A 22454-nucleotide genomic window follows, 5' to 3' on the forward strand; every position below is an offset into this window, starting at 1 on the left:
AGCAGCCGGAGGTCGCACCGGCGCCCGTCGGGCAGCTCGCCGCGCCGCCCCCGCCGATCACCCCCGTGCCGGCCCTGCACGGCGGCCCCCGAGTACGCCACCAGCAGCAGGGCGCCGCCCGGGCCCCCTCGTCCACGCCGAGCTCCAGAGCGCCCCGCACGTTGCTCACTCGGCCACGTGAACGGTTCCAGGACGTCGCAGCACATGCTCCGCATCATTTTGCATTGCGCAAGAATGGGTACGCGAACTTCGACGGGACAGACCGCTCAGAGGAGGTGGGCCATGCACACGAGGCACGTCCAGCGCGCCTACTCGTTCGTGTGCCTCGACTGCGGACACGGCTGGGAGGACACGTACGACATCGACGTGACCGAGGAGGATGACGCGCGTATCACCGCCACCTACCATCTCGGCGGCAGGCTCGTGCGATCGCCGCTGCAGTCGCCACGCTGCCCCGCCTGCGAGGGCCGCAAGATCCGCATCATGCGGCCTGGGCGCGTCGCGTCCATACGTCTGCACGGGGGGTGACAGGGGCACCGCCGCCCCTTCCCGTTCCGTCGGGCCACGCCTCGCACCGGATCGGTTGCGGCGCCCCGTCCAGGCACCGGGGAGCGTCGCGCACCGTCTCGCGCTCCGGCGTGCGTCCCTTCCGCCGCGTCGACGTCGCTGCGCTCTCACCCGATGGGGACGGATTTCCCCTCCGTGTGACCGTGGTAGCGGAGCAGGAGCATGGCCGCGTCGTCGTGGAACGGCCCTGCGGTGTGGCGCACCAGGTCCTCGCGCAGGGCCTGAAGCGCGTGGTCCGCGTCGGGGTGCTCGAGCAGCCCGGCCCGGTCGCCGAGGGGGTAGAAGGAGCCGGCGGCGTCCCGGGCCTCGGTGACGCCGTCGGTGTACAGCAGCAGCTGATCGCCGGGCGCGAAGTCCACCCGATAGGGCTTCGGGTCTTCGCTGCCGTGGGCGCCCAGACCCAAGGGGAGGGCGTAGGAGGGTGGCTGCGGGAAGTCGGCGGAACCGTCCCGGCGCACGACCATCGGGGCCGGATGACCGTAGTTGAGGAAGACGACCTCATGGTGCTCACCGATCTCGGCGAGGACGGCGGTGACGAACTTCTCCCCCTCCAACTCCCGGGCCACACTGCGCTCCAGGCGCTCACCCAGCCCCACCAGGTCGGGCTCGTCGTGGGCCGCCTCACGGAACGCGCCGAGCACCACGGCGGCGGTCTCCACCGCGGCCAGCCCTTTGCCCTGCACGTCCCCGACGATCACCCGGATTCCGTGGGGCGAGGCGACCACCTCGTACAGGTCGCCACCGATGCGCGCCTCGGCGACCGCCGACGTGTACGACACCGCCGCCAGCAACGGGCCCGCGGTCCGCGGCACCGGCCGTAGCAGCACCCGCTGGGCCACCTCCGCGATCGACCGCACACTGGCCAGCTCGGCCTCCCGGCGCGAGCGCATCACGGCGGCCGCGATGCCCACACCGGTCACTCCCGCCACCGACGCCATCGCGGTGAACCCCCGGCGCTCCTCGAACAGGCCGTCGTACAGACCGAGCCCGACGCACAGCAGCAGCGCCACCACGCCGATCAGCGCCGTACGCCGCCAGCCGCCGACCAGCCCGGCGAACGCCGGTCCGAGCGAGACCAGCGGCAGGAACCCCACCCCCGGCCCGGCGACGACGTCCGCCGCGGCCACCACGGCCATCGCCGCCACCGGCATCCAGGACAGCAACGCGAAACCGGACGTCGGCTTGTCCACGGTCATGCATCCTCCAGCGATGTCACAGCGCATGAGAGCCGCCCGGATACTTCCCGCACAGACGCCCCTCCCCGCCTTTAGACTATGCAAAAGTTCCCGCGAGTGACTCTCGCCCTCGGCTGTCCAAGAGCAGCCGAGAGGCCGACATGCCCGACCACCGGAAGGCGAGAATGCCCGACAGACCCACCACACCGGACCGGCCCCGTCTTCCCACGGGATGGCGGCGCTTCGCGGCACGGCTACCGATCCTCATGTTCCGCTGCGGGCTCGGATGGGTGTTCGGCAAACGGCTGCTCCTGCTGCACCACACGGGCCGCGTGACGGGACTCGACCGACGAGTGGTCCTCGAAGTGGTGGAGCACGATCCGGAGGACGGCAGTTGGACCGTCGCGTCGGGCTTCGGCCCCAGGGCAGCCTGGTACCGCAACCTGCACGCACAACCGAAGACCGTGATCCAACTGGGCAACTGTCACCACGCGGTCACGGCGCACTTCCTCTCGCCGGACGACGGTGCCACGATCATGGCGCGCTACGGCCATCGGCACCCTCGGACCGCGCGCCGCCTGTGCGCGTTCATGGGCTTGCGGGCGGACGGCACCGACGCCGGCTTCCGGGAGGCGGGCCGGACCATCCCCTTCGTACGTCTGGACGCCACCCCGGGTTACCGGCTTTCGTGACCGGAGCGACGGTCGAGCGCCGCCGGTGCGCGGCGGCGCAGGCACCGCGTACGCGGGCCGGTGGCCGAGCCCCGGCGAGTACGCCGTCGTCGACAGACCGCGGGCCGGGCTTCCCTCCGTGCTGTCGGCATCGGCCCGATCAAGGCTCGTCGGGCATCGGGCAGTTCGCTGGGGTACGGCTTCCGCCGGCTCACGCCGTGGCGTGGGGAACGAGCAGGGCGGAAGATGGCATTCCGCTGATCGTCGGGCGGATCTGCCGCACTTCGAACCGGACGGACTCCCAGCCGCTCCTATATGAAGTTGCGGGTGTGCAGTGCCGAGAGGGCCGCCGCCTCGTCGTCGGGGAAGCCCAGTCGGGACAGCCGGTGGCGTCGGCCTTCGTCCATGTCCTCCCGCAGCCGCTGCACGGCGTGCCAGCCGCGTTCGATGGCCTCGGGTGTCCACGAGCCCGCTGCGAGGAGCACGAGGGCGTCGAAGACGTCGTCGTTCAGGCCGGCGGTGTGGATCAGGACGTCGTGGCGGCGTTCCACGGCGGCCCGGAGTCGGCCCTTCAGGCGGGGGTCGACCGTGGCGCGGTGTTCGAGGTGACCCAGACCGAAGGCGACGTGCCGTGCCTCGTCCTGGCGGACGAGTCGGCTGATGCGACGGGTGACGGGATCGGGCGCGTTCCGCTCCAGGAAGGCGAGGAGGTTGAGGAAGCTGCCCTCGCCGAGGACGGAGAGCAGGAAGGAGGCGACGGAGAAGTCCGGTTCGGAGAGCAGGGTGGTCAGGGAGGCCCGGCCGCCCACCGAGGAGGTGCCCATGCAGCCGCCCTTGAGCAGTGCGCGCCGGGTGAAGACTTCGACGTGCCGGGCTTCGTCGGCGGCCTGTACGGCGAGGAGTTGCAGCACTTCGCGGAAGTGCGGGTGGACCTGGGCGAGCAGTCGCCCGGGTACCACGAGGGCGGCCTGCTCGTTCTCCACCAGGTAGGTCATCACCTGCACGACGGCTCTTTCGACGTCGTCGGGCAGGGTGAAGGGGGTGTCCCACGGGATGGCGGTGTGCGGATTCCACTGGGCGGCGGTCGCCTGGCGGTACAACCGCGGTGCCGCATCCGTCCAGGCCGTGTCCCGGTCGGCCACGGCGTAGTGCACCTCGGGTCCGCCGGCCTCGACGAGCGCGCCCCGCGCGGCCAGGCCCCAGTGCGGCGGAGCGTGGTCGACGACACCGCCCGGTTCGGCCCCGCCGGCGCGTTCGGCGCCACTCCATCGGTCCCGCGCCCTGCTGCTGCGCCGCACACGCGCGCGCAGCGGTGATTTCCCGTCGGGCGCGGGTGTCACCGTGTGCCCTTCGCGGCGGCACCAGACGGTCAGGTGGAGCAGGAGACCCGGGTCGGTGCCGGATACCGCGACCTCCTCACCGGGTGCCACCTGGCTCAGGGCCCGGCGCAGCAGCAGGTGCGCCCCCTGTTCGAAGCCGAGCCCGGCGAGGTCGAGCGGCAGGGGGGCGGATCCGTGGTGGGTCATGGCTGGTAGCCGGTGGCCGTGACCCGGCCGTGCGTGTCGTAGAAGCCCGTCTCGTCCACGGCGGCCGCGAGCTGTGCGAAGCCCGTCTCCCGCGCCGGCACCCAGCGGGTGAGTCCTTCGAGGTCGAGCAGGTGGCGCACGTCCGGGTCGGCGTAGGACATCGACAGCAGGAGTGCCGTCAGGTGTTCGCGCGGCTCGGCGGCCGCCGAGGGCCCGGCGGCCAGGACACAGTGGTCGTAGGGGGCCGTGCGGCTCAGCACCCGGGTGCCGCCGGGGGGCAGGGTGCCGTCCTGGGCGAAGGCGAGGTGGTTGCTGTCGATCAGGCAGGCCGCCGCCGCTCGGCCGTCCAGCAGGGCACGGGCGGCGTCCCGTTCACCGCCGATGTGGTCCCCGTGCAGCCCGATTCCGGTGTCGTGGCGCAGGACCCGCAGGTCGGCGTCCGCGTCGAGGCCCTGTTCTTGAAGGTGGTGCAGGGGGATCAGGGTTGCCTGCGGTGAATCGGCCGCGCCCACCGCGATGGTCTCGCTCTTGAGGTCCGCGACGGTGGCGAACGGAGCGTCGGATCTGACCACCAGGACCGAGGTGAGGTCCTGGTCGGTGTCGCGCATGACGAGCGGTCGCACGTCGACACCTTCCGCCGTGGCCAGCCGGCGGGTGCGCAGCCAGGCCAGGGGCGAGTGCCAGGCGACGTCGATGCGGCCGCGCACCAGGTCCTCCGCCTGCCGCTCGTAGTGTGCGTAGAGCACGAAGTCGAAGGGCAGCTGATTGCGCCGCAACCAGGCGCGGAAGCCGGACCAGATGGTCACCACTTTGGGGTCGTACGCGACGGCTCCCAGCAGGAGCGCGTTCACCGGGTCTCCTCCAGCAGCGGCATGCCCAGTCCGGCCCGTCCGCAGAAGTCGTACAGCGCCTCGGTGGTCGGGGCCATCACGCGTGCCGCCAGGGCGTCCCGGAAGCGACGTTCCACCCCCGACTCACGGCGGAAGGCGCTGCCGCCGCACAGTCTCATGGCGCCGTCCGCGACCTCGGCGGTGGTCTCGGCCACCAGTGCCTTGACCTGGAGCACCCGCAGCGTCGTGTCGGGGCGCGCGGTGTCGAGTGCGGCGAGGGTGTCGTCGAGGAAGGCACGGGCCGCGTCGGCCCGCAGCCGCAGGAGGGCGTACTCGCGGCGGGGAACGGGTTGCTCCGCCAGAGTCTGCCGCAGGTGGTCCAGGCGCGTGGTGCGCAGGTGCTGTGCGGTGACGGCGAGGAGCGCCTCGGTCACCCCCAGGCAGAAGGCGGCGCTCAGTACGAGGAACCGGGGCAGCACCAGCTCCAGGGCGACGGCCAGCCCCTCGCCGTCGGCGGCCAGGCGGGCCGATTCGGGAACGTGTACGTCCTTGGCGCTGACCGGGCTGGAGGCGTTGCCCCGAAGCCCGAACCCGTCGTAGTGGCCTCGTACGTCCAGGCCGGCGCTGTCGCTCGGTACGAGCCACAGCGTCATCGGGCCCGCGGTCCGGAGCGGGCGGCTCGACCAGACGTAGCTGTCGGCTTCGCCTGCCGAGGTGACCCAGGACTTGTCGGCGTTCAGGAGCACGCCGTCGGTGCCGTCCGGGCAAGCGGTGCCGATGGGTGCCCAGAAGTGGCTCCGTGAGCCCTTCTCCGAGAAGGCCAGGGTGCTCAGGTGGCGTCCTTCGGCGACCGCGCGCCGCATCTGCGCCGGTCCGTGTGCCTCGATGACGGCCACGGCCGCGTAGTGCATGAGCAGCACCATGGCCGTGGAGCCGCAGACACCGGCCAGCCGCTCGACGACCGACGCGGCCTGCCGCAGGTCCCCGCCGGCACCTCCCTGCTCCGGGGCGCTGAGCAGACCGAGCGCCCCGCACTCGGCGAGGGCTCGCACACCTTCCCGAGGGAAGGCCCCCTCCAGGTCGACCTGCTCGGCGAGCGGTTCGATGACGTCCCGGATCACGGAGTCCAGCATCTGTGGAGCGTCCGGTGTCGGCACGGCACGGGGTGTCTGCGGCAACGCAACTCCTAGGAAATCGCCTGGCGTATCGCTTTCACTCCTAGCCAATCACCACGACTCGGCCACCACGGACAAACACACCGAATCCACTCCGAGGACGGACCGGCACGCGGCCTGGGCGGCGCAGGGACGCAGGGGCGCAGGCACCGTCCGGCGCCGTGGCAGGTGCTGCGCGCCGTCTCGCCGTGGAGGCCCCGGCCGCGACTGCGGGTAGGACACGTCCCGTACCCCACCGCACGCCCTCGGCGCGGTTGCCCCTGCTCCAACGACGCATGCACGCAGGTGCGCCGGAGTCCAGAGAGCCGGAGCGGGCGACCAAGATCTCCGAGTCGACCTCGACCTGCCCCAGGCGTCCCGCAGGACGAGTCGTCGTGCGCCGTCCTGTGTCCGGCGGACCGGGACAAGGCGGTCGGTCCGCGCGTGAGAGGCCGGGGCACACCGCCCCGGGTGCGGCACTCACCGGTGACCTTGACGCGTCCTTGACGGGACCCTGATGGCGTAGGGACGAGTTCCTGACGTAACGTTGTCGTCGGTGTGCCGGGAAGCCTGGTCGGCGAAGCGTTCTTCATTGTTTCCTTCCGACAGGTCCGAAAGGTGTTCGCGTGCCCGCCACCAGCAACGCCGCCGTCACATCAGCCGCCCCCGCAGCTCTGCACGGGCGCGCTCCGCGTCGTTCCATCCTCTTCTTCGCGTTCGCCTTCGCCGTGATCGCCGACCCGGTCTCCTCCGTCGCCTACGCGATCGAGGCGGCCTTGCGGGCCCTGCACGGAGACCTGGCGCTGCTGCTGCCCACCATGAGCCTGGTGATCGGGCTCGTCGTCCTGGTCACCGCCAACTACTGGCAGTTGGTGCGCCGCTTCCCCAAGGGTGGGGGCGCGGCCGCGGCGGCGGCGCGGGCGTTCGGCCCGCGATGGACGTTCCTGCCCATCGGGGCACTGGTGGTCGACTTCGTCCTCACCATCGGCATCTCGATCGCAGCGGCGTCGAGCGCGGTGATCGCCCTGTTCCCGGCCCTTGCTCCCGTCCGTATCCCGCTGGCTCTCGTGCTTCTGCTGGTGGTGGCCGGGCTGACCTGGTTCGGGCATGGTGGACGGCTGCTGTTCGCCGTCATGACGGTGGCGTTCGTGGTCATCTCGGTGGCGGTTCTGATCCTCGGTTTCGCGGCGCCCCACGCCGCGGGCCACGCGGCGGCCACGCACGACCCCGGCCGCCCGGCGATGCTCGCCGTGGTGCTGGCCTTCCCGGTCGCCATGGCACTGGCCACCGGTGTCGAGGCGCCGTCCACCGCGATCGCCCAGCTCGGCCAGCTCGACGACACCCACCGCCGGCGCTTCGGGCGGGGCACCCTGGCCCTGCTGGTGGTGATCGTCGGCGGCCTCACGTTCGCGCTGACCTCGCTCGCCGTGCAGCTGCACATCGGCATACCGGGCGCGGACTCCACACAGATCGCCGACATCGCCCGCGCCGCCGCCGGCCCGGGCTGGCTGTACGGCGCCTTCCAGCTCACCAGCTCGCTGCTGCTGCTCGCCGCCGCCAGCTCCTCCTTCCAGGCCGGGCCCGGCCTGCTCAAGGCCCTGTCCGGCACGCCCCAGCAGCCGGGCGTGCTGCCTCCGGTGCTCGGCCGGACCAACCGCCACCACACCCCGTACTGGTCCGTGGTGGTCTACCTGGCCGCCGCCGCCCTGATCATCGTCGCGGCGGCCGGTCAGGAACAGGAACTCGTCCTCTTCTACGCCGTCGCCGTCTTCGTCAGCTTCCTGGTGGGCCTGCTCGCCATGACCCGGTTCGCCCGCACCGAGGGCACCCCCGTACTGGCCTGGATCAACGGCATCGCAGCCGCCGCGGTGGCATTCACCCTCGTGGTGAACCTGCTGCGCGGCTGGCCGGTGCTGTCGATGGTGGCCACACTCCTCATCGCCGGCGGCCTGTACGTCCGCTGGAACCGGGCCGGACGGCCCAGCGGCATCGAGGACGTCGAGGCCCAGGCAGAGGCGGACTGAACCGGGAGGCAGTCTCCGCGGGGGTGGCGGGTCAAGCCGTCGCGCCACCCCGCCGCGTGTCGGCGCGCTCCCACTCCAGCGCCCATTGCTTCATACGACGCCGGTCCAGCAGGGCACGTGCGGCTCGTGCGGAGCCCCAGACCGCGCATCCCGTGGCCGTGGCCGCCCCCAAGCCTGCGAGGGAGGACTTCAGCACCGCGTCGGGCCGGTCCGGAGGCCGGGAGACCGGATCCCCACGGGAACTGATCCACACCAGTACGCGTGTCCCCGCGGGAGAGTGCACGGGCACGGCGGCCCGCCCGGTCCGCGTCCGGCCGTCGGGCGTCGCCCACCGAACCGCCGCGCCGGCGTCGGTGCTCACGTCCGCGTGCGTGGGCGCCGCGTCCCTGGCGCTCTCAAGGAGGACCGCCACGACCTGTCGGCGATCGGAACGGTCCTCGCCGAAGCCCCGATCGGCGATCACGGCGGCCACCACTCCCGCCGCCGCCCCGCCCAGCACGCCTGCAATCCACGCGACGAGCAGCAGCCACGCCTCGATGAGGTCACTCGTCCGCCGAAGCGGACTGCGCCGCCACCGCCACAGCCTCGTGCGGAGCGTCCGGCACCGTCCCGACCTCATCGCCATGAGCCGACACCCCGCTTACGAGCACCAGCGCCTTGCCGTGGTGTTGCCCAGAACGGTAAGGAAAGCGGCCGGTGATCGAAAGACCCGGGGGGCGGTCAATCCTCCGGGCTGCCCATCTCCGCGGTGAACGGCACCGGGTCACTGTCGAAGCCCCGGATCATCTCGCGCATCTCCCCCACTCCCAGTGGAGTCCCGAGTGACATCGGTCACCGTCGCGGCGGTGGCATCGACGACCCGGGCGAAGCCGTCGGCCGGCAGTTGCCGCTATCCCCGGACGACGACCCCGGCGTTGGAAATGGCCCGAACGTGCGGGCGTACCGTCCTGGTGGATGACCACGCCGGCCACCCCGCGCCCGTACCGGGCCGCCGGCCGGTCGGCTTCCAGGACCATCACCTCGACGAACCCGTACCCCATGCCGGTCCGGCTGCGCCGGGTCATGTTGATGGCGCCGTCCGGTGCCCTGCCCGGTACTCGGGGTTCCCGTGGTCGCGACGGCCGCCGGCGTCCCGGGCGCCGCACTGATTGCCGCAGGCCGGGATGCCCGCGAGATCCTTCAGGGCCCGGTCGGCCGGAGTCGGCATCGTCCGCGACGAGGTCGGCGGTGATCATCCGGCCGATCAGCCCGCCGACCGTCCTCTGGGCCGGCCGTCGGCAGACGGCGGGATCGCTGCCCCGGGTGACAGACGCCACGCCGTGAAGGCGTGCCGCCACCCGTCCTGCGGTTGGCAGATTCCCCGATCTTTTTGCATAATGCAAAACTAAGGAAGGGGAACTGATGCATGCCATTGAGGCGGCCAAGGACACGAAGCAAACGACAGACAACGCGAGAGGCAGCACGACAAGCCACCTGACCTCGACACCGGCGCTCAACGCTCTGAGGTCAGCACCCTGGGTCCTGATGGCCCTCGCGGTCGTGGTCGGCGCCGGAGCCGGTGCCGGCTCGGTCGTCTTCCGCTGGTGCATCACGACCTTCACGCACCTCCTCTCCGGACACGCCGACTACGCGGCCGCTCCGGGCACGAGCAATCCGCACGTCCCGTGGCTCGGCCCCTACTTCGTGCTCCTCGCCCCGGTGGCCGGTGGCCTGCTGTACGGGCCGCTGGTGAACCGGTTCGCCAAGGAGGCGCGCGGCCACGGGGTTCCCGAGGTGATGCTGGCAGTGGCCCAGCGCGGCGGCCGGATCAGCCCGAAGGTCGCCATCGTGAAGACGCTCGCCTCCGCCCTCACCATCGGCTCCGGCGGATCCGTGGGCCGCGAAGGCCCGATCGTGCAGATCGGCTCCGCGCTCGGCTCCACCCTCGGCCGAGTGTCCAAGGCGACCGAGGGCCGATTGAAGCTCCTGGTCGCCTGCGGTGCGGCAGGCGGCATCGCCGCGACGTTCAACGCCCCGCTGGCCGGCGTGTTCTTCGCCATGGAGCTGATCCTCGGCAGCTTCAGCGCGGAGGCGTTCGGCGCGACGGTGCTGGCCAGCGTGACGGCGAGCGTGATCGGTCGCGCCGCCTTCGGCAACGCGGTCTTCCTGAACCTGCCGGACTTCCACGTCGACCACGTCACCCAGTACGGACTGTTCGCGCTGCTGGGCGTCGTCGCCGCGGTGGTCGGGGTGGGCTTCTCCCGGATCCTGTACATGATCGAGGACGCCTGCGACTGGGCCTGGCGCGGCCCCGAATGGCTGCGCCCGGCGGTCGGCGGCCTGGCGCTCGGCCTGGTGCTGCTCGCGCTGCCCGAGATGTACGGGGTCGGCTACCCGGTGCTGCAGAAGGCGACCGAGGGCGGTTACGCGGTCGGATTCCTGCTGCTGTTGCTGGTGGGCAAGATACTGGCGACCAGTCTGACGATCGGGATCGGCGGCTCGGGCGGAGTGTTCGCGCCCAGCCTGTTCATCGGGGCCACGCTCGGCTCGGCGTACGGGGCGGCCGTCCACCATCTGCTGCCCGGGGCGGCAGGCGCGGTGGGCGCGTACGCGCTGATCGGTATGGGAGCCGTCTTCGCCGGCGCGGCGCGCGCGCCGATCACAGCCGTGGTCATCCTCTTCGAACTCACCGGCGAGTACTCGATCATCCTGCCGCTGATGCTGGCGATCGTCCTGGCCACCGCGACCAGCCGCCTGCTGACGGGCGACACCATCTACACACTGAAGCTCCGCCGCCGCGGCGTCGACCTCGAAGGTCCGGCCCAGGGGGCCCGCATCGGACGCCAGCCCGTCGGCGCCGTCATGGAGCCCCTGCCCTCGCCCCTGCCCGCCTCCACCGCACTCGCGGACGCGGCCGACCTGCTGAGCCTGTCCGGCCACGGGGCCCTACCGGTGACGGATGACTCCGGAGAGTACGTCGGCGTCGTCACCGCACAGGCCGTGGCCGAGGCCCTCGCCGAACAACCGGACACCGCCCCCACGCTCATCGGACAGCTCGCCGAGCCGCCCGCACCGGTCGCAGTGGACCAGCCCCTCGCACAGGCTCTGCACGCCCTCCTCTCGGCAGGCGGGACCGGCGTGCCGGTCCTGGACCCCGAAGAGGGCAAGCCGGTCGGCTGGCTCAGCCACCAAAGCGCCCTCCGAGCGGTGCACACCGCCACCTAGACGCCCCCTGGCAGAAATCCGCAGAAGGGACATCGCGGTACATCCATTGCATAATAAAAACTCGTACCGCGAGAGAACGGCGCCCCCGTCATGCCGTACCCACGTCGCTCGACCGAACTCAAAGATCGCCCCGACGCGACCGAGACGCGGGCTCGCCAGGGGCGGGCATCAGCGAACGGCCGGGAGGTCGCCGTCGAGGGGCTCGTGGTGCTGACCGGCATCTTCACGGCGATCTCGCCCTGGGTGGTCCACTTCTCCGGGACCAACCCATACCTCACGGTCGGCAACCTGATCGTGGGGCTCGCCGTCGCCGCCGTCGGACTGCCGCTCACGCCGCAGCGGTCGCCACGACTGCCGTGGACCCTGGCGCCCATCGGTGTCTGGCTCATCGTTTCACCGTCGGTGGTGACGGCCGCCCACGGCGTATCCCCCGGGATCGTGTGGAGCAACAGCCTGACGGGCGGCATCGCATGCCTGCTCGGCCTGATCGCCGCGAACCTCCCCCAGGGGACGCAGCCATGACGCTCCCGCGGAGGACGGTGCGTACTCCGCGCAAGCCGTCCCGGCCGGCCGCGCACTCGCCCTCCGCCGCCCCACCGAGCTCGGGACGCACAGGCGCTGCGTGACCGACATCACATAACATCCTGCAAATTTTACTCAAGCCAAAGATTCCGGCGCGCGGCACATCCGTACCTCCTGGCGTCCACGCCATCCACGCGTTCGTACCGGAGACACCGTGCCCTTTTCCCGCACCACCATCGGAACCGTCGTCGTGGGCGGCGCGCTGAGCCTGACCCTCGCCGCTCTGGTCTATCCGAGCATGCTCGGGGTTCAGAACGTGTCCACCAACGCCGCGCGCGTGATCGCCACCACCCCCTACGGTCCACTCACCGAGGCCGACCGCAACTTCGTCGTCTTCGTGCGATCCGCCGGCCTGTGGGAGTACCCCTCGGGGCAGCTGGCTCTCAAGAAGGGGACGACCCCGGCCGTGCGCACCGCCGGCCAGCACCTGGTGATCGGGCACGCCGCGCTCGACGCGTCCTGCCGCAACATCGCCCCCAAGTTGGGCATCACCCTGCCCAACCAGCCCACCCCACAGCAGCAGGGCTTCCTGAACACGCTGACGTCGGACACCGGCAAGCAGTTCGACACCGACCTGGCCAACATCCTGCGCGTCACCCACGGCTCGATCTTCTCCACCATCGCCAAGATCCGCGCCACCACCGAGAACACCCTCGTGCGACAGCTGGCCGACCAGGCCAACGACGTGGTGCTGGACCACATCGCACAGATGGAGAAAACCGGGCTGGTCAACTTCGACCAGGTCAACTTCCAGGAGACCACTCCGCCGAAGCTCCCCTCCAACCAGGTCACGCCACCCGTGCCCCAGCCGGGAGATCCGGTCGTGGTCCTCACACCACCCCCCGGGGTCCCGACGGACGGCGTACCGACGGGCCCGTCCGTCGACGCCCCCACGGCCTCCCCGACCGCGGGATGACAGCCGCCGGGTCCCCCGGCCCGACAGGCAGCTGATCACCCCCGGGCGGCACCGCCCCGCCCGGGGCCCTCGGAGGCGTCGCAAGGGCCGGAAAGCCGATCGGAGCGAACGACGGCGGCCGGTAAGGGCCGCGCCTGGCATTCGCTGTGCGGCCCCGTCCTGGATGACGTGGACGTGGCCCGTGCTCCGCTGTGCCTGTCGGTCGCGCCGGCCGACACCAGCTGACCGGCCGGACTCCCTCGGCTTCTTCGGTGCCCGGCCGGTCGACTGCCCTGCGGTTACGAACGGCCGCGCGCCATCGCTGTGGTGGCAAGGCCGAGGACGAACGCAACTGCGCCGGTGGCGGTGTTGCTGGCAATGGTGCCCGTGGTGGCGGAGGCGTGCTGGACGACCCAGGGCGCGATGATCGCCCAGGCGCCGATACCGGCTGCCGCCCACCCCATACCGAAGGTACGTTCGAACACCGAGCCGAACCCCAGGGCGAGAACGGCGAGCGCGATACCGGTGACCAGATTGCTGACGGCCAACGGGTTGCCGTTGAATCCGACCACCCAGGGCGAGATCGCCAAATACAGGCCGGTCAGCAGGGTCAGCCCCTCGGCGGCCTGCGCGGACGGCCTGACGGAGACCTCGACGGCCCGGGCCCGCATGGCCTGGATGTCGGGATGCTCCTCGATACGCGAATGCATGGTCACGTCAGTGCCCCTTTTCCGCTGATTGCTGCCTTTTGACATCTCTCGCGTATCCATCCAGAGGGCATGTAATCGTCAAAAATCTCCCATTGCTCGATGACCCGCACACCACCCTCGGCTCGCCCTCACGACTCATGCGCTCCAGACGGTCGGCCGAGCCACTCGGCGATGGTGCGCATCCCCGGGGAGACCGTCCCCGGTCCGGCATCCAGCGGCGCGCCCGGGAGCCAGGCCCACCGTCACAGCACCGTCGCAAGCCAGGCCCACCGTCACAGCACCGTCGCAAGCCAGGCCCACCGTCACAGCACCGTCGCAAGCCAGGCCCACCGTCACAGCACCGTCGTAAGGGGCCCGTGGGGCACGCCCGACCGGACGCCGGATCCACGTGCGCCACGTGCCCCAGGCCGTCCGGCCCCGAGGCGGAGGGGCTGCGGGAACCGGCCGTCAGGGTTTTCCCACCCAGGGCTCGTCAGTGCGGGGCGCCGGCCGTCCGAGCCGGCAGGGCCCGTCGACAAGCTGCTGCACCTCTTTCCGTTGCCGACCCGGGGCGGCACCCCGGACCCTCGCATCTCCCAGACGCAGGCAAGTGGAACGTCGGGTGCGACAGACGCGGGTGTCCGCGGCGCACAGCCGTCGTCGGCCGGTGTATCGGCTGCACCACGCACGGGTACTCAGAACCTATGACGCAATTTGCCGCATACCAGGATGAATTGTACGCCGAGGGGCGGCACGGCAATCAGCCGCCTTACCCGATGACGTTCGAGGAACTGGAGGAGAAGGCCTCGGCCGCGATGACGCCGAAGGTCTGGGCGTATGTGGCCGGCGGCGCCGGTGACGAGCACACCCAGCGCGCGAACTGCGCGGCGTTCCGGCGCTGGGGCCTTTATCCGCGCATGCTGGTGGCCCCCACCGAACGAGACATGTCGATCGAGCTCGTCGGCGTGAAGCTGCCCTCGCCCCTCTTCATGGCGCCAGTCGGGGTGATCGGGGTATGCGCCCAGGACGGTCACGGTGACCTCGCATGTGCGCGGGCCTCCGCGCGAACCGGAGTTCCTTTCTTCGCCGGTACCTTGTCGGCAGATCCGATGGAAGAGGTGGCGGCAGAACTCGGCGACACACCGGGCTTCTTCCAGTTGTACACGCCACCGGATCGAGAGATGGCCGCAAGCCTGGTGCACCGCGCCGAGGCCGCCGGCTACCGCGGCATCGCCGTCACCCTCGACACCTGGGTCACCGGCTGGCGGCCCCGGGACCTGGCCGGCTCGAACTACCCCCAGGTCCCCAGCGGCTGCCTGAGCAACTACACCAGCGATCCGGTCTTCCGCAGGCGACTGCAGCCCGGGGAGAACGCCACCGAGGTGGCCGTGCGCACCTTGCCGATCTTCGGTGGCCCCTTCCGGTGGGAGGACCTGGAGTGGCTGCGGTCGGAGACCACGCTGCCCCTGATGCTGAAGGGCATCTGCCATCCCGACGACGTTCGCCGCGCCAAGGACCACAGCGTGGACGCCATCTACTGCTCCAACCACGGCGGACGGCAGGCCAACGGAGGACTGAGCGCGTTGGAGTGCCTGCCGGACGTGCTCGACGCTGCCGACGGGCTGCCGGTCCTGTTCGACTCGGGGGTGCGTACGGGCGCCGACATCATCAAGGCGCTGGCGCTGGGTGCCACCGCGGTCGGGGTCGGCCGCCCGTACTGCTACGGGCTGGCACTGGGCGGCGTCGACGGCGTCGCGCACGTGCTGCGCTCGCTCCTGGCCGAGGCAGACTTGATCATGGCCGTCGACGGATATCCCACGCTCAAAGACCTCACGCCCGACGTACTGCGCTTGGTCGGATGAGCGCGCTGCGGCGTGCGGAGCCAGAATCGGCCTGAACCCGCGTTACCTCCCAGGACCACTGACGGGTCCAAGAGCAACGCGGGAGGGCACACGTAAAGTCACTTCCTGAATGGCGGCCAATGCTGGTCGCGGTACCAGCGGCCGAACAGTGCACCGCCATAGACGACGAACCCGACGCCGGTGAGCCAGGACTCCACCACGAGGACGACCCCGAGGGTGCCGTAGCTGATCGCGTTGCTGACGATCAGCGGCGTGAAGACCAGGTAGGAGAAGACCCACAGGCCGCTCAGTCCCACCATGGTGCCGATGGCGCCCGGCAGCAGGTCGCACCAGCGGACCTGCCCGCCCAGGAGAAAGTGCTGGCCCCACCAGAAGAACACCGTGCCGGTCGCCAAGAACACCACGATGCGCAGCCACCCGTGCAGAGCGGTACGGACTTGCACCTCCTGGTAGAGGTAGGCCGTGAGTGCCAGCAGCCACGTCGCCTGCCGCCAGATGCGGTGCCACGGGCCGGGCGGCAGGTCCCAGATTCGCTCATACCCGTTCTGCACACTGCCGCCGAAGGCCACGCCGAACACAGCGAGCAGCACTCCGCTCCACACGCTCGTGGTGCTGATCACTTTGCGTGACGGCCTGATGATCCCGGTGACGACATGGGCCGAGCGACCGGACAGACCCATGCCCTGGGCCAGCCACGCCGCGAAGCCTCCGCGCCTGAGCGGGTCAGCGGCCGCCACCACGATGAGCAGGGGAGCCAGGGTCACCAGAGCGAGCGTCGCGAAGCCGAGGGCCCGGTGCATCAGCTCCAGGTCACGGCCCCGCCGGAAAAGGGCACTCAATCCTGTCCGGTCCCCCAGACGGTGAAGCGCCTGCCAGTACCGTCTCACGATGCTCTCCGTGCTCTCCGCGAGGCGGGCGGCCGCATGTGATCAGAGCTCCGGGAAATCCCGTCGCCGCATCCGCTCGTCGTGCCGGGCGATGCGGGCGTCGCTGCAGCCGCTGACGGCCCGGACGCCGTCGAGCCAACCGTTGCCGGGGTGTGCGAAGGGGAAGTCGGGAAGGTATCGCCGAACTGTTCGGCCCCGTGGAAAGGTGGTGGCGCACACGTCGCACAACCCCGGACCCATGGGGTCGACCTGCTGCCCGGCTCGTTGTCGCTTTCTCATCGAGACCCCCAGGGGACGACGGCATGAAGTTGCTTCTTCAACAGCGAGGAGCCACCGGTGACCAGCTCCATGACCCTGTCAGGCTTCTTCGAGTTGCCCTATGCGTCAGCAGCGAAACAGACGGCCCGGCGCCGCCGACGCCGAACCCCGGTGATGCCGCGCGACCCGCGTCCCGTGGCCGGGCTGATCGGGGAGGTCGTAGGGGCCTGGGGGCCTGCCCCATCCCTTGCCCCGGCAGACGACGCCCGGTGCTGTGCTGGTTGCGCCGCTGGGAGTAGGACGCAGCCGGCCGGGTGGTCCCCCAGTCGCCGCGAGCAGTTGAAGCGCCGCCGGGGGTTCCCGGCGCCGGGCGAGCCCGTGGGCGCCGTCGTGCGGCCCCTGGATGAACCGGAGAGGGCCGCCATGGAGGAGGTCCCCGACGTAGATCGGGAGGTGCACCGAGGACCGTGCAGACCCGGTCTCCCCGGGCGCGCGGCCGAGGCCGGCATGTTCGATCGTCACCGGATCTGCGACAGTACCTGACCATGACATTCCCGACTCCCCCGCCGGGGCCGCTCGACGACGCCGGGCCACACGTGGAGTGGACCGGCTGACCGACACCATCATCCGCCAGGCCGACGAGGTGGTCCTGGACCACGTCGGACAGACGGAGAAAGCCGGGCCGGTCGACTTCGACCACGGGATCACAGCCGCCGTGTCCCCCGGCCCGGACGGGCAACCGATCAACGCCGGGCGGCACCACTCCGCCCGGGGCCCTCGGAGGCATCGCAAGGGCCGGAAAGCCGATAGGAGCGAACGACGGCGGCCGTGCTTACGACGACCAGGGCGACGATCCACGGGGCCAGGTCGTGCAACGGCCCCGCCAGCCCCTCCCCGGTTCCCAGACCACGCGGGGCCGCCCACCCTTCGGGGTCATAGACGACGGGGAGCGAATCTCCCGGCCGGGTCGTCCGCGCGCAGCCGCGCCAGATGCGCACCTTGAGTGCGGCACCGTTGCGGTCCGCCACCGAGCAGAGGTAGCGGTCGCGCCCGTCGGCCATCAACCCGCCGTCCTCCACCGACGTCACCACCGCGGACTCCACGCGTCCTCGCTCCGCCAGCACCACACCCGCGGCTGCCTGCGGAGCGTGAAGCGCCAGGCATGCGCCCAGCACGGCGACCGTCCCGACCAGAGCGCGGCCGGCCCGCACCAGAATCAGATACAGGGTGAGGGCGCCCGCGCAGACGAGGCCGGTCTCGCCGTCGGCCAACGAGAGCCTGCCGGTCCAAGCGCCGACCAGCGTGGTGCCGACGATCGCCCCGGCCCCCAGCAGCCCGGCCAGGAGCCCCTCGCCGAGCAGCCACCTGGGCGGCAGGCCGACGAACTCGGCAGGCCCCCACACCGCAGACCGCACATGCTCCATGAGAGGCGGCTCCACCCCGGACGGAAGCCGATGCCGTCGTCGCACGTGCGTCTCACCCCAGTGCTTCCCGCCCGCCGGCGGTTTCGCATGCCGCCGCCCCGGAGAGGTGAACGCCCTGCCCGGCCGGACACGCCCGTGGGGCCCGCATGCACCGGAGGCGGCAGCGGAACCCCACGTTCGTCATTTCACTTGCATTATGCAAAAAGAGTCCGGTTCAGAGAAGAGGCGAATCGGGAAGGCGTCGAACATCACGAGGAGCCGGGCTCGCGGGTGACCGCGTCGTCCATCACCCAGCCCAGCGGGTGCGCTTCCAGGTCGTCCGCCGTGGACGCCGGGGGCTCGGCACCCGCCTCGTTGAAGGCGTTGAGGGCCTCGACCAGCGCCAGCCGCTCCGTCGGACGGAGCCGTTCGACGATCTCCGCGAGCGCGGTACGGCGCCGGGCGGTGACGTCCTCGACGATGCGCCGCCCCTCCTCCGTGAGCTGCAGCAGGGTCTCGCGCCGGTTGTCCGGGTTGGCCCGCCGGTCGGCGAGTCCGGCCGCGATGAGCCGGTCGACCATGCGCATCGCCGTCGACGGCGCCACCTGCAGCAGGTCCGCAAGCGCGACCAGCTTCGTGGCCCCCCTGATGGACAGCACCACCAGCATCCGGAACTGCGGCACGGTCACCCGCTCCTCGACCTCGGCGAGGGAGCGGGCGGAGACCGCCACCAGCAGCCGCGAAGCTGTCAGCACCGCCCGGGTGACCGCGTCGACGTCGTCCATGGCCCCTTCGGGGTTCCTGCGTTCCGGCATGCGTCCTTTCTACCTCGTCACATCGGCGGCCCACTCACCCGACGGGAACACATTTTCCCTCCGCATGAGCGTGTCACCGCAGCGGGAGCATCACGCCTTGCCGTGGTGTGGCCCGGCGCCTTGCCGCACCGGGTCCTCGCGCAGGGCCGCCAGGGCATCCAGGGCGCGCTGCGGGTCTTGACCGCCATGCGCCGACCAGCCCGGAGAACGCCGGCCCGAGGGAGATCAACGGCAGGCATCCGACTCCCGGTCCGCCGACGACATCGAGTGCGGCTGCCCCGGCACCGAGCGCCCTGACCGGCACAGCGCCCCGGGGCATCCCTCCGGCACCCGTCGTGCGCGCCGCCGCCTCCCGACCGTCAACGCGACCGACCGGCGCCGGATACCCAACCGTCAGTCGTCCTCGAGGGAGCAGGCGCGCCGCAAAAGGCGGCCCTCATTTTCACAAAACCCTTGCACCGGCATTTTGCATTAGACAATTATTGCACTGGGTCTGCCGACGGTTGGCTGCCGCCCGGCGTCCGGGGTGAATCGGCACGGTATCGCGGCACCAGGCGAGCTCCAGCCGTCGGCAGGCCCCCCCAACCGGCTACGGGCGGGGCAGGCCGGCGATGTCACCAAGCGCCGGCTCAAGGCCTCCCCTTTGCGGACCGGAGGCCACTCGTTCCTGCCTCTGGAGCGGACTTGACCATCGCAGGCGCCGTCGCACACCGCGATTTTGGTGATCGGACCGTCGGTCGTGTCGGCGGCGGGGTGCACCGTGGCATTCCGGGCGACCGGGTCCTTCACGGACAAGCATGCCGGGCTCCACGGCTCCCGGGTGTGAGCGGAGTCCTCGGCGCCCACCGCAGCGCGGGACTGCGCGGGCGGGAGCAGCGCCAGTGGACCCCGGCGTGGTCGAAGTCGCGTGCCCTCCGTGCGTGGCGCAGCGCACGTCGGCTGTGCTCAGCCGGCGGGGATCGCCGCGAGTCGGCGCAGGGACGGCCGCTGCCTCCCCGCCAGCAGCGTGTCGACGAGTCGGCCGGCACCGGGCAGATCGGCGAACCTCAGGGCGGCACGACGGGCACTCAACTGCAGCGACGACTCAGGGACGAACCAGGGGGCGGTCCGGCGGGCAAGGCGCTGTCTGTTCCTGACGACCGGCCGCCACAGCCGCTCGTAGCCTTGCAGAGCGTCCTCGATACATGAGGTGCGGGCGAGTTGGTCGGCCAGGAGATAGGCGCCGCCCATCGCCAAGGACGCGCCCTGTCCGCCGAGCAGGGAGACGGCCTGGCAGGCGTCGCCGATCAGTACCACCCTCCCGCGACTCCAGGACGGCACGTCGGTCTGTGCGACCTGGTCGTAGTAAATCTGCTGATTCGGCGGGCAGTTGGCCAGGGCGCGGGGCACGAGCCAGCCGAGCGAGCCGTACTCACGGCGCAGGGCGCCCCGCGCGTCTTCAGGGGTGCAGGGGTCAGCGGCTCGGTGTACGGCGAAGGCGGCGACCTTGCCGTCACGCAAGGCGTAGAAGCCCATCTGCGGGCCGACCGTGTCGGTCAGGCAGAAGCGGTCGCCCAGTTCGCCGTGCACCTGCCGGTCCTCGAACGTGAATGCGGCGGTGTGATAGCCAAGGTGACGCACAAAGCGCTTCTCGTCGCCGAAGACCAAGCGGCGGACGGTCGAGTGGATGCCGTCGGCTCCCACAAGGAGATCGGCGTCGATGCTGGTGCCGTCAACGAGGGCCACGCGCACGCCGTCCGACCGCAGGTCGATGCGGGCCGGACCGAGACCGAAGCGCAGGCCGACCGCGAATGACAGCCGTTCCCGCAGGGCGAGTTCGAGGTCGGGGCGCATGATACTCAGCAGACGTCCACGCAGGGAACGGGCGAACCTGTCGTAGCTCAGCCGGGCATGGCACTGCCCGCGCTCGTCGAAGAACGAGGCCTCGGAGACCGGGTAGCCGAGCTCCTGCAGCCAGGGCAGGACCCCCATGGCCTCGGCCGCGTCGTAGCCAGGCCCCCAGAAATCGATCATGTATCCCTCGGTGCGGGGCCGTGGGGCCTTCTCCAGGACGACAACCTCCCAGCCCAGCACGTTGTGCAGGCGACCGGCCAGCGACAGCCCGGCTATACCGGCTCCACAGATGACTGCCCTCATGGGTGCCCACCATCTCTCCGCTCGGCAACAACCCCGCACCCCTATACTTTTGCACTATGCAAAAGCGTGCTGTCAAGCAGGGTCCTCGAAGGGGCAACCCGCTCGATCACCCGCTGGGCGACGCCACCCATGCCGACGGCACCCGTGAGGCCGAGCGGCCGGCAGACGGAGTTCGTGCGCGCGCGACGCCGGCGACCACGACGGTCCGGGACGCGCACCCCGTGCGGCCCCGGACACGGCGGCGGGAGAAGACGGCGCGGCGACCTCCTCACGCGGACGCGCGCTGGAAGGTCAGGGTGGCGTTGACCGTGGCCGGGCCGCGCATCATGCCCAGCTGGTTCCAGGTCAGACCGAACTCGGTGCGGTCCACCGTGAACTCGGTGGTGAGGGTGACCTCTTCGGGTCCGCCCTGGGTGAGGGTGGCGGTGACGGTCTGCGGTCGGGTGGTGTCACGCACGGTCAGCCGACCCTGGACGGTGACGGTGCCGTCGCCCCGCCGACCGGCCTCGAGCACGTCGAACACGATCGCGGGGAACTGGTCAGCGGCGAGGAAGTCGTCGGAGCGCAGGTGCGCGTCGCGCTTGGCGTGCCGGGTGTCCAGGGATGCGGCGTCCAGGCTGACGGTGCCCGTGGCGGTGCCGTCCGGACGCACCTCTCCCTGGCCGGAGACCGAGGTGAAGGTGCCCTTGACGGTGACCAGGCCCCACATCGTCCTGTGCTTCAGGGTGACGGTGGAGGCGGCGGAGTCGAGCACGAAGAGGCCGGTTTCGACGGCAGCAGTGGTCATGTAGGTCTCCTGACAGCGGAGGGTGGCCGGAGGCAACGACCACATCTCATCCAAATTTGAACAGCACCGTAGCAGGTGATCCGAATTTGAACCATCGTTTGGCGATGAGATCGTTCAGATTTGGAACACTGTTATCCTGGCGGCATGACCGACGACTCCGCCTCCGCCGCCCCGTCAGCCGACGCGCCGACGGACCGCGGAGGACTGCTGCCGGACGAGCTCCGCACTTATATGCGGGTCGTGGCCGCCACCGGAGCGATCGAGCAGCAGCTGCGCAAGCACGTGAAGAAGACCCTCGGGGTCTCGCACGACGAGTTCCTGGTGCTGTGCCTGCTCGCGGAGCAGCCGGGCGCCACTTTGCGCATGACGCGGATCGCCGAACTCCTCGGCCGCCCGAAGACCCGGCTGACCTACCAGGTCGGTTGCCTGAACCACATGGGGCTCGTCGCCCGCGAGTCGGTCTGCGGCGACCGGCGCGGGATCGCGCTCACCCTCACGGACAAGGGCCGGCGGCTGCTCGCCGAGAACACCCCCGCCCTCGCCGATGTCCTGGTCGGCTTGATCGGCCCGGACCGGTGCGCGGCGCTGACCGGCCTGCTCGCCCACGCACCCCACACCTCCGAGGAAGACGATCACCCGCAGGACTCCTGATCACGGGGTGACGGACCGAGCCGCGTCCGCGTCCGGGGCCCTTCACCGTTCCCCCACTCGGCTCTCTCGTCGCGCCCCACCGGGGTGAACCCCCATACGGGTGACTTGTCACTCACCCCATCGAAGTACGGAACAAGGGACACTGCCCTGTTCAGCGCTACTGTCGTTTCGTCGCGATCGAATACGAGTGGCAACTTGAGTATGTCCGACACAAACTGAAGCGCGTGGCGGCGTGATCAGATAAGAGCGCGCGACATCGCGGCTTCCGGATTGCTCGGTCCGGTCACCGCCGAGCACGGAGGACGCCGGACCGGTCACCCGTGGCCGGTCGTTGTCGG

At 70.8% G+C, this 22454-nt stretch carries 19 protein-coding genes; 8 read left to right on the forward strand and 11 right to left on the reverse strand.

From position 1 onward, the window contains the following. Window positions 1-282 precede the first annotated feature (282 nt). Complete coding sequence (locus AC5WS8_RS28495) at window positions 283-528, forward strand: hypothetical protein (protein WP_496106358.1); 246 nt, start codon at window positions 283-285, stop codon at window positions 526-528. A 146-nt stretch (window positions 529-674) separates the two neighbouring features. Here the strand turns inward: AC5WS8_RS28495 and AC5WS8_RS28500 are convergent, their stop codons facing one another. Next, on the reverse strand, window positions 675-1763 hold the full coding sequence (locus AC5WS8_RS28500; RefSeq protein ID WP_496106359.1) for a PP2C family protein-serine/threonine phosphatase: 1089 nt from the start codon (window positions 1761-1763) through the stop codon (window positions 675-677). Between the two features lie 164 nt (window positions 1764-1927). Between AC5WS8_RS28500 and AC5WS8_RS28505 the strand changes: the two genes are divergently transcribed. Then, a complete protein-coding gene (locus AC5WS8_RS28505) occupies window positions 1928-2434 on the forward strand; it encodes a nitroreductase family deazaflavin-dependent oxidoreductase (RefSeq protein ID WP_496106360.1) in 507 nt (168 codons plus the stop codon). A 290-nt stretch (window positions 2435-2724) separates the two neighbouring features. Here the strand turns inward: AC5WS8_RS28505 and AC5WS8_RS28510 are convergent, their stop codons facing one another. From AC5WS8_RS28510 to AC5WS8_RS28520, 3 genes are read right to left on the reverse strand one after another with little or no spacing between them, the layout of a single operon-like run. Then, window positions 2725-3939 carry a ferritin-like domain-containing protein gene (locus tag AC5WS8_RS28510; RefSeq protein ID WP_496106361.1) on the reverse strand — a complete coding sequence of 405 codons (1215 nt, stop codon included), beginning with the start codon at window positions 3937-3939 and terminating at the stop codon, window positions 2725-2727. Then, window positions 3936-4790, reverse strand: coding sequence for a phosphate/phosphite/phosphonate ABC transporter substrate-binding protein (locus tag AC5WS8_RS28515; protein WP_496106362.1), 855 nt, complete (start codon window positions 4788-4790; stop codon window positions 3936-3938). The genes AC5WS8_RS28510 and AC5WS8_RS28515 overlap by 4 nt, the downstream gene beginning before the upstream one ends. Next, entirely contained in the window at window positions 4787-5902 is a 1116-nt protein-coding gene (locus tag AC5WS8_RS28520) for an acyl-CoA dehydrogenase family protein (protein WP_496106363.1), read from the reverse strand. The genes AC5WS8_RS28515 and AC5WS8_RS28520 overlap by 4 nt, the downstream gene beginning before the upstream one ends. A gap of 647 nt (window positions 5903-6549) precedes the next feature. On the opposite strand from AC5WS8_RS28520, the gene AC5WS8_RS28525 reads away from it, so the two are divergent. Further along, on the forward strand, window positions 6550-7947 hold the full coding sequence (locus tag AC5WS8_RS28525) for an APC family permease (protein WP_496106364.1): 1398 nt from the start codon (window positions 6550-6552) through the stop codon (window positions 7945-7947). A 31-nt stretch (window positions 7948-7978) separates the two neighbouring features. Here AC5WS8_RS28525 and AC5WS8_RS28530 read toward each other — a convergent pair whose 3' ends face one another. After that, window positions 7979-8572, reverse strand: coding sequence for an Rv1733c family protein (locus AC5WS8_RS28530; protein ID WP_496106365.1), 594 nt, complete (start codon window positions 8570-8572; stop codon window positions 7979-7981). Between the two features lie 899 nt (window positions 8573-9471). On the opposite strand from AC5WS8_RS28530, the gene AC5WS8_RS28535 reads away from it, so the two are divergent. The 3 genes from AC5WS8_RS28535 to AC5WS8_RS28545 all read left to right on the forward strand — a co-directional run bounded on the left by AC5WS8_RS28535 (window position 9472) and on the right by AC5WS8_RS28545 (window position 12649). Continuing rightward, window positions 9472-11151 (forward strand): chloride channel protein, encoded by a 1680-nt coding sequence (locus AC5WS8_RS28535; protein WP_496106366.1) that lies wholly within the window; start codon window positions 9472-9474, stop codon window positions 11149-11151. 90 nt (window positions 11152-11241) lie between these two features. After that, entirely contained in the window at window positions 11242-11673 is a 432-nt protein-coding gene (locus AC5WS8_RS28540) for an SPW repeat protein (RefSeq protein ID WP_496106367.1), read from the forward strand. Window positions 11674-11887: 214 nt separating this feature from the next. After that, window positions 11888-12649 carry a DUF4142 domain-containing protein gene (locus AC5WS8_RS28545; protein ID WP_496106368.1) on the forward strand — a complete coding sequence of 254 codons (762 nt, stop codon included), beginning with the start codon at window positions 11888-11890 and terminating at the stop codon, window positions 12647-12649. 278 nt (window positions 12650-12927) lie between these two features. On the opposite strand, the gene AC5WS8_RS28550 is transcribed toward AC5WS8_RS28545, so the two are convergent. Next, window positions 12928-13338: an SPW repeat protein gene (locus AC5WS8_RS28550; RefSeq protein WP_496106464.1), complete on the reverse strand. Its 411-nt coding sequence runs from the start codon at window positions 13336-13338 to the stop codon at window positions 12928-12930. Between the two features lie 683 nt (window positions 13339-14021). Between AC5WS8_RS28550 and AC5WS8_RS28555 the strand changes: the two genes are divergently transcribed. Beyond that, the gene (locus tag AC5WS8_RS28555; protein WP_496106369.1) at window positions 14022-15179 is read left to right on the forward strand and encodes an alpha-hydroxy-acid oxidizing protein; all 1158 of its coding nucleotides are present in this window, start codon (window positions 14022-14024) and stop codon (window positions 15177-15179) included. 98 nt (window positions 15180-15277) lie between these two features. On the opposite strand, the gene AC5WS8_RS28560 is transcribed toward AC5WS8_RS28555, so the two are convergent. From AC5WS8_RS28560 to AC5WS8_RS28580, 5 genes are all read right to left on the reverse strand, one after another. Continuing rightward, window positions 15278-15979, reverse strand: a complete 702-nt coding sequence (locus AC5WS8_RS28560) for a ribonuclease BN (RefSeq protein WP_496106465.1) — start codon at window positions 15977-15979, stop codon at window positions 15278-15280. 1088 nt (window positions 15980-17067) lie between these two features. Further along, window positions 17068-17748 carry a hypothetical protein gene (locus AC5WS8_RS28565; protein ID WP_496106370.1) on the reverse strand — a complete coding sequence of 227 codons (681 nt, stop codon included), beginning with the start codon at window positions 17746-17748 and terminating at the stop codon, window positions 17068-17070. A 248-nt stretch (window positions 17749-17996) separates the two neighbouring features. Beyond that, window positions 17997-18542, reverse strand: a complete 546-nt coding sequence (locus AC5WS8_RS28570) for a MarR family winged helix-turn-helix transcriptional regulator (protein WP_496106371.1) — start codon at window positions 18540-18542, stop codon at window positions 17997-17999. A gap of 945 nt (window positions 18543-19487) precedes the next feature. Then, complete coding sequence (locus tag AC5WS8_RS28575; protein ID WP_496106372.1) at window positions 19488-20678, reverse strand: FAD-dependent monooxygenase; 1191 nt, start codon at window positions 20676-20678, stop codon at window positions 19488-19490. Window positions 20679-20946: 268 nt separating this feature from the next. Beyond that, window positions 20947-21465 (reverse strand): YceI family protein, encoded by a 519-nt coding sequence (locus AC5WS8_RS28580; protein WP_496106373.1) that lies wholly within the window; start codon window positions 21463-21465, stop codon window positions 20947-20949. A 144-nt stretch (window positions 21466-21609) separates the two neighbouring features. Between AC5WS8_RS28580 and AC5WS8_RS28585 the strand changes: the two genes are divergently transcribed. Then, complete coding sequence (locus AC5WS8_RS28585) at window positions 21610-22116, forward strand: MarR family winged helix-turn-helix transcriptional regulator (protein WP_496106374.1); 507 nt, start codon at window positions 21610-21612, stop codon at window positions 22114-22116. Window positions 22117-22454 lie beyond the last annotated feature (338 nt).

This window comes from Streptomyces sp. PTL18 (genome assembly GCF_059510295.1).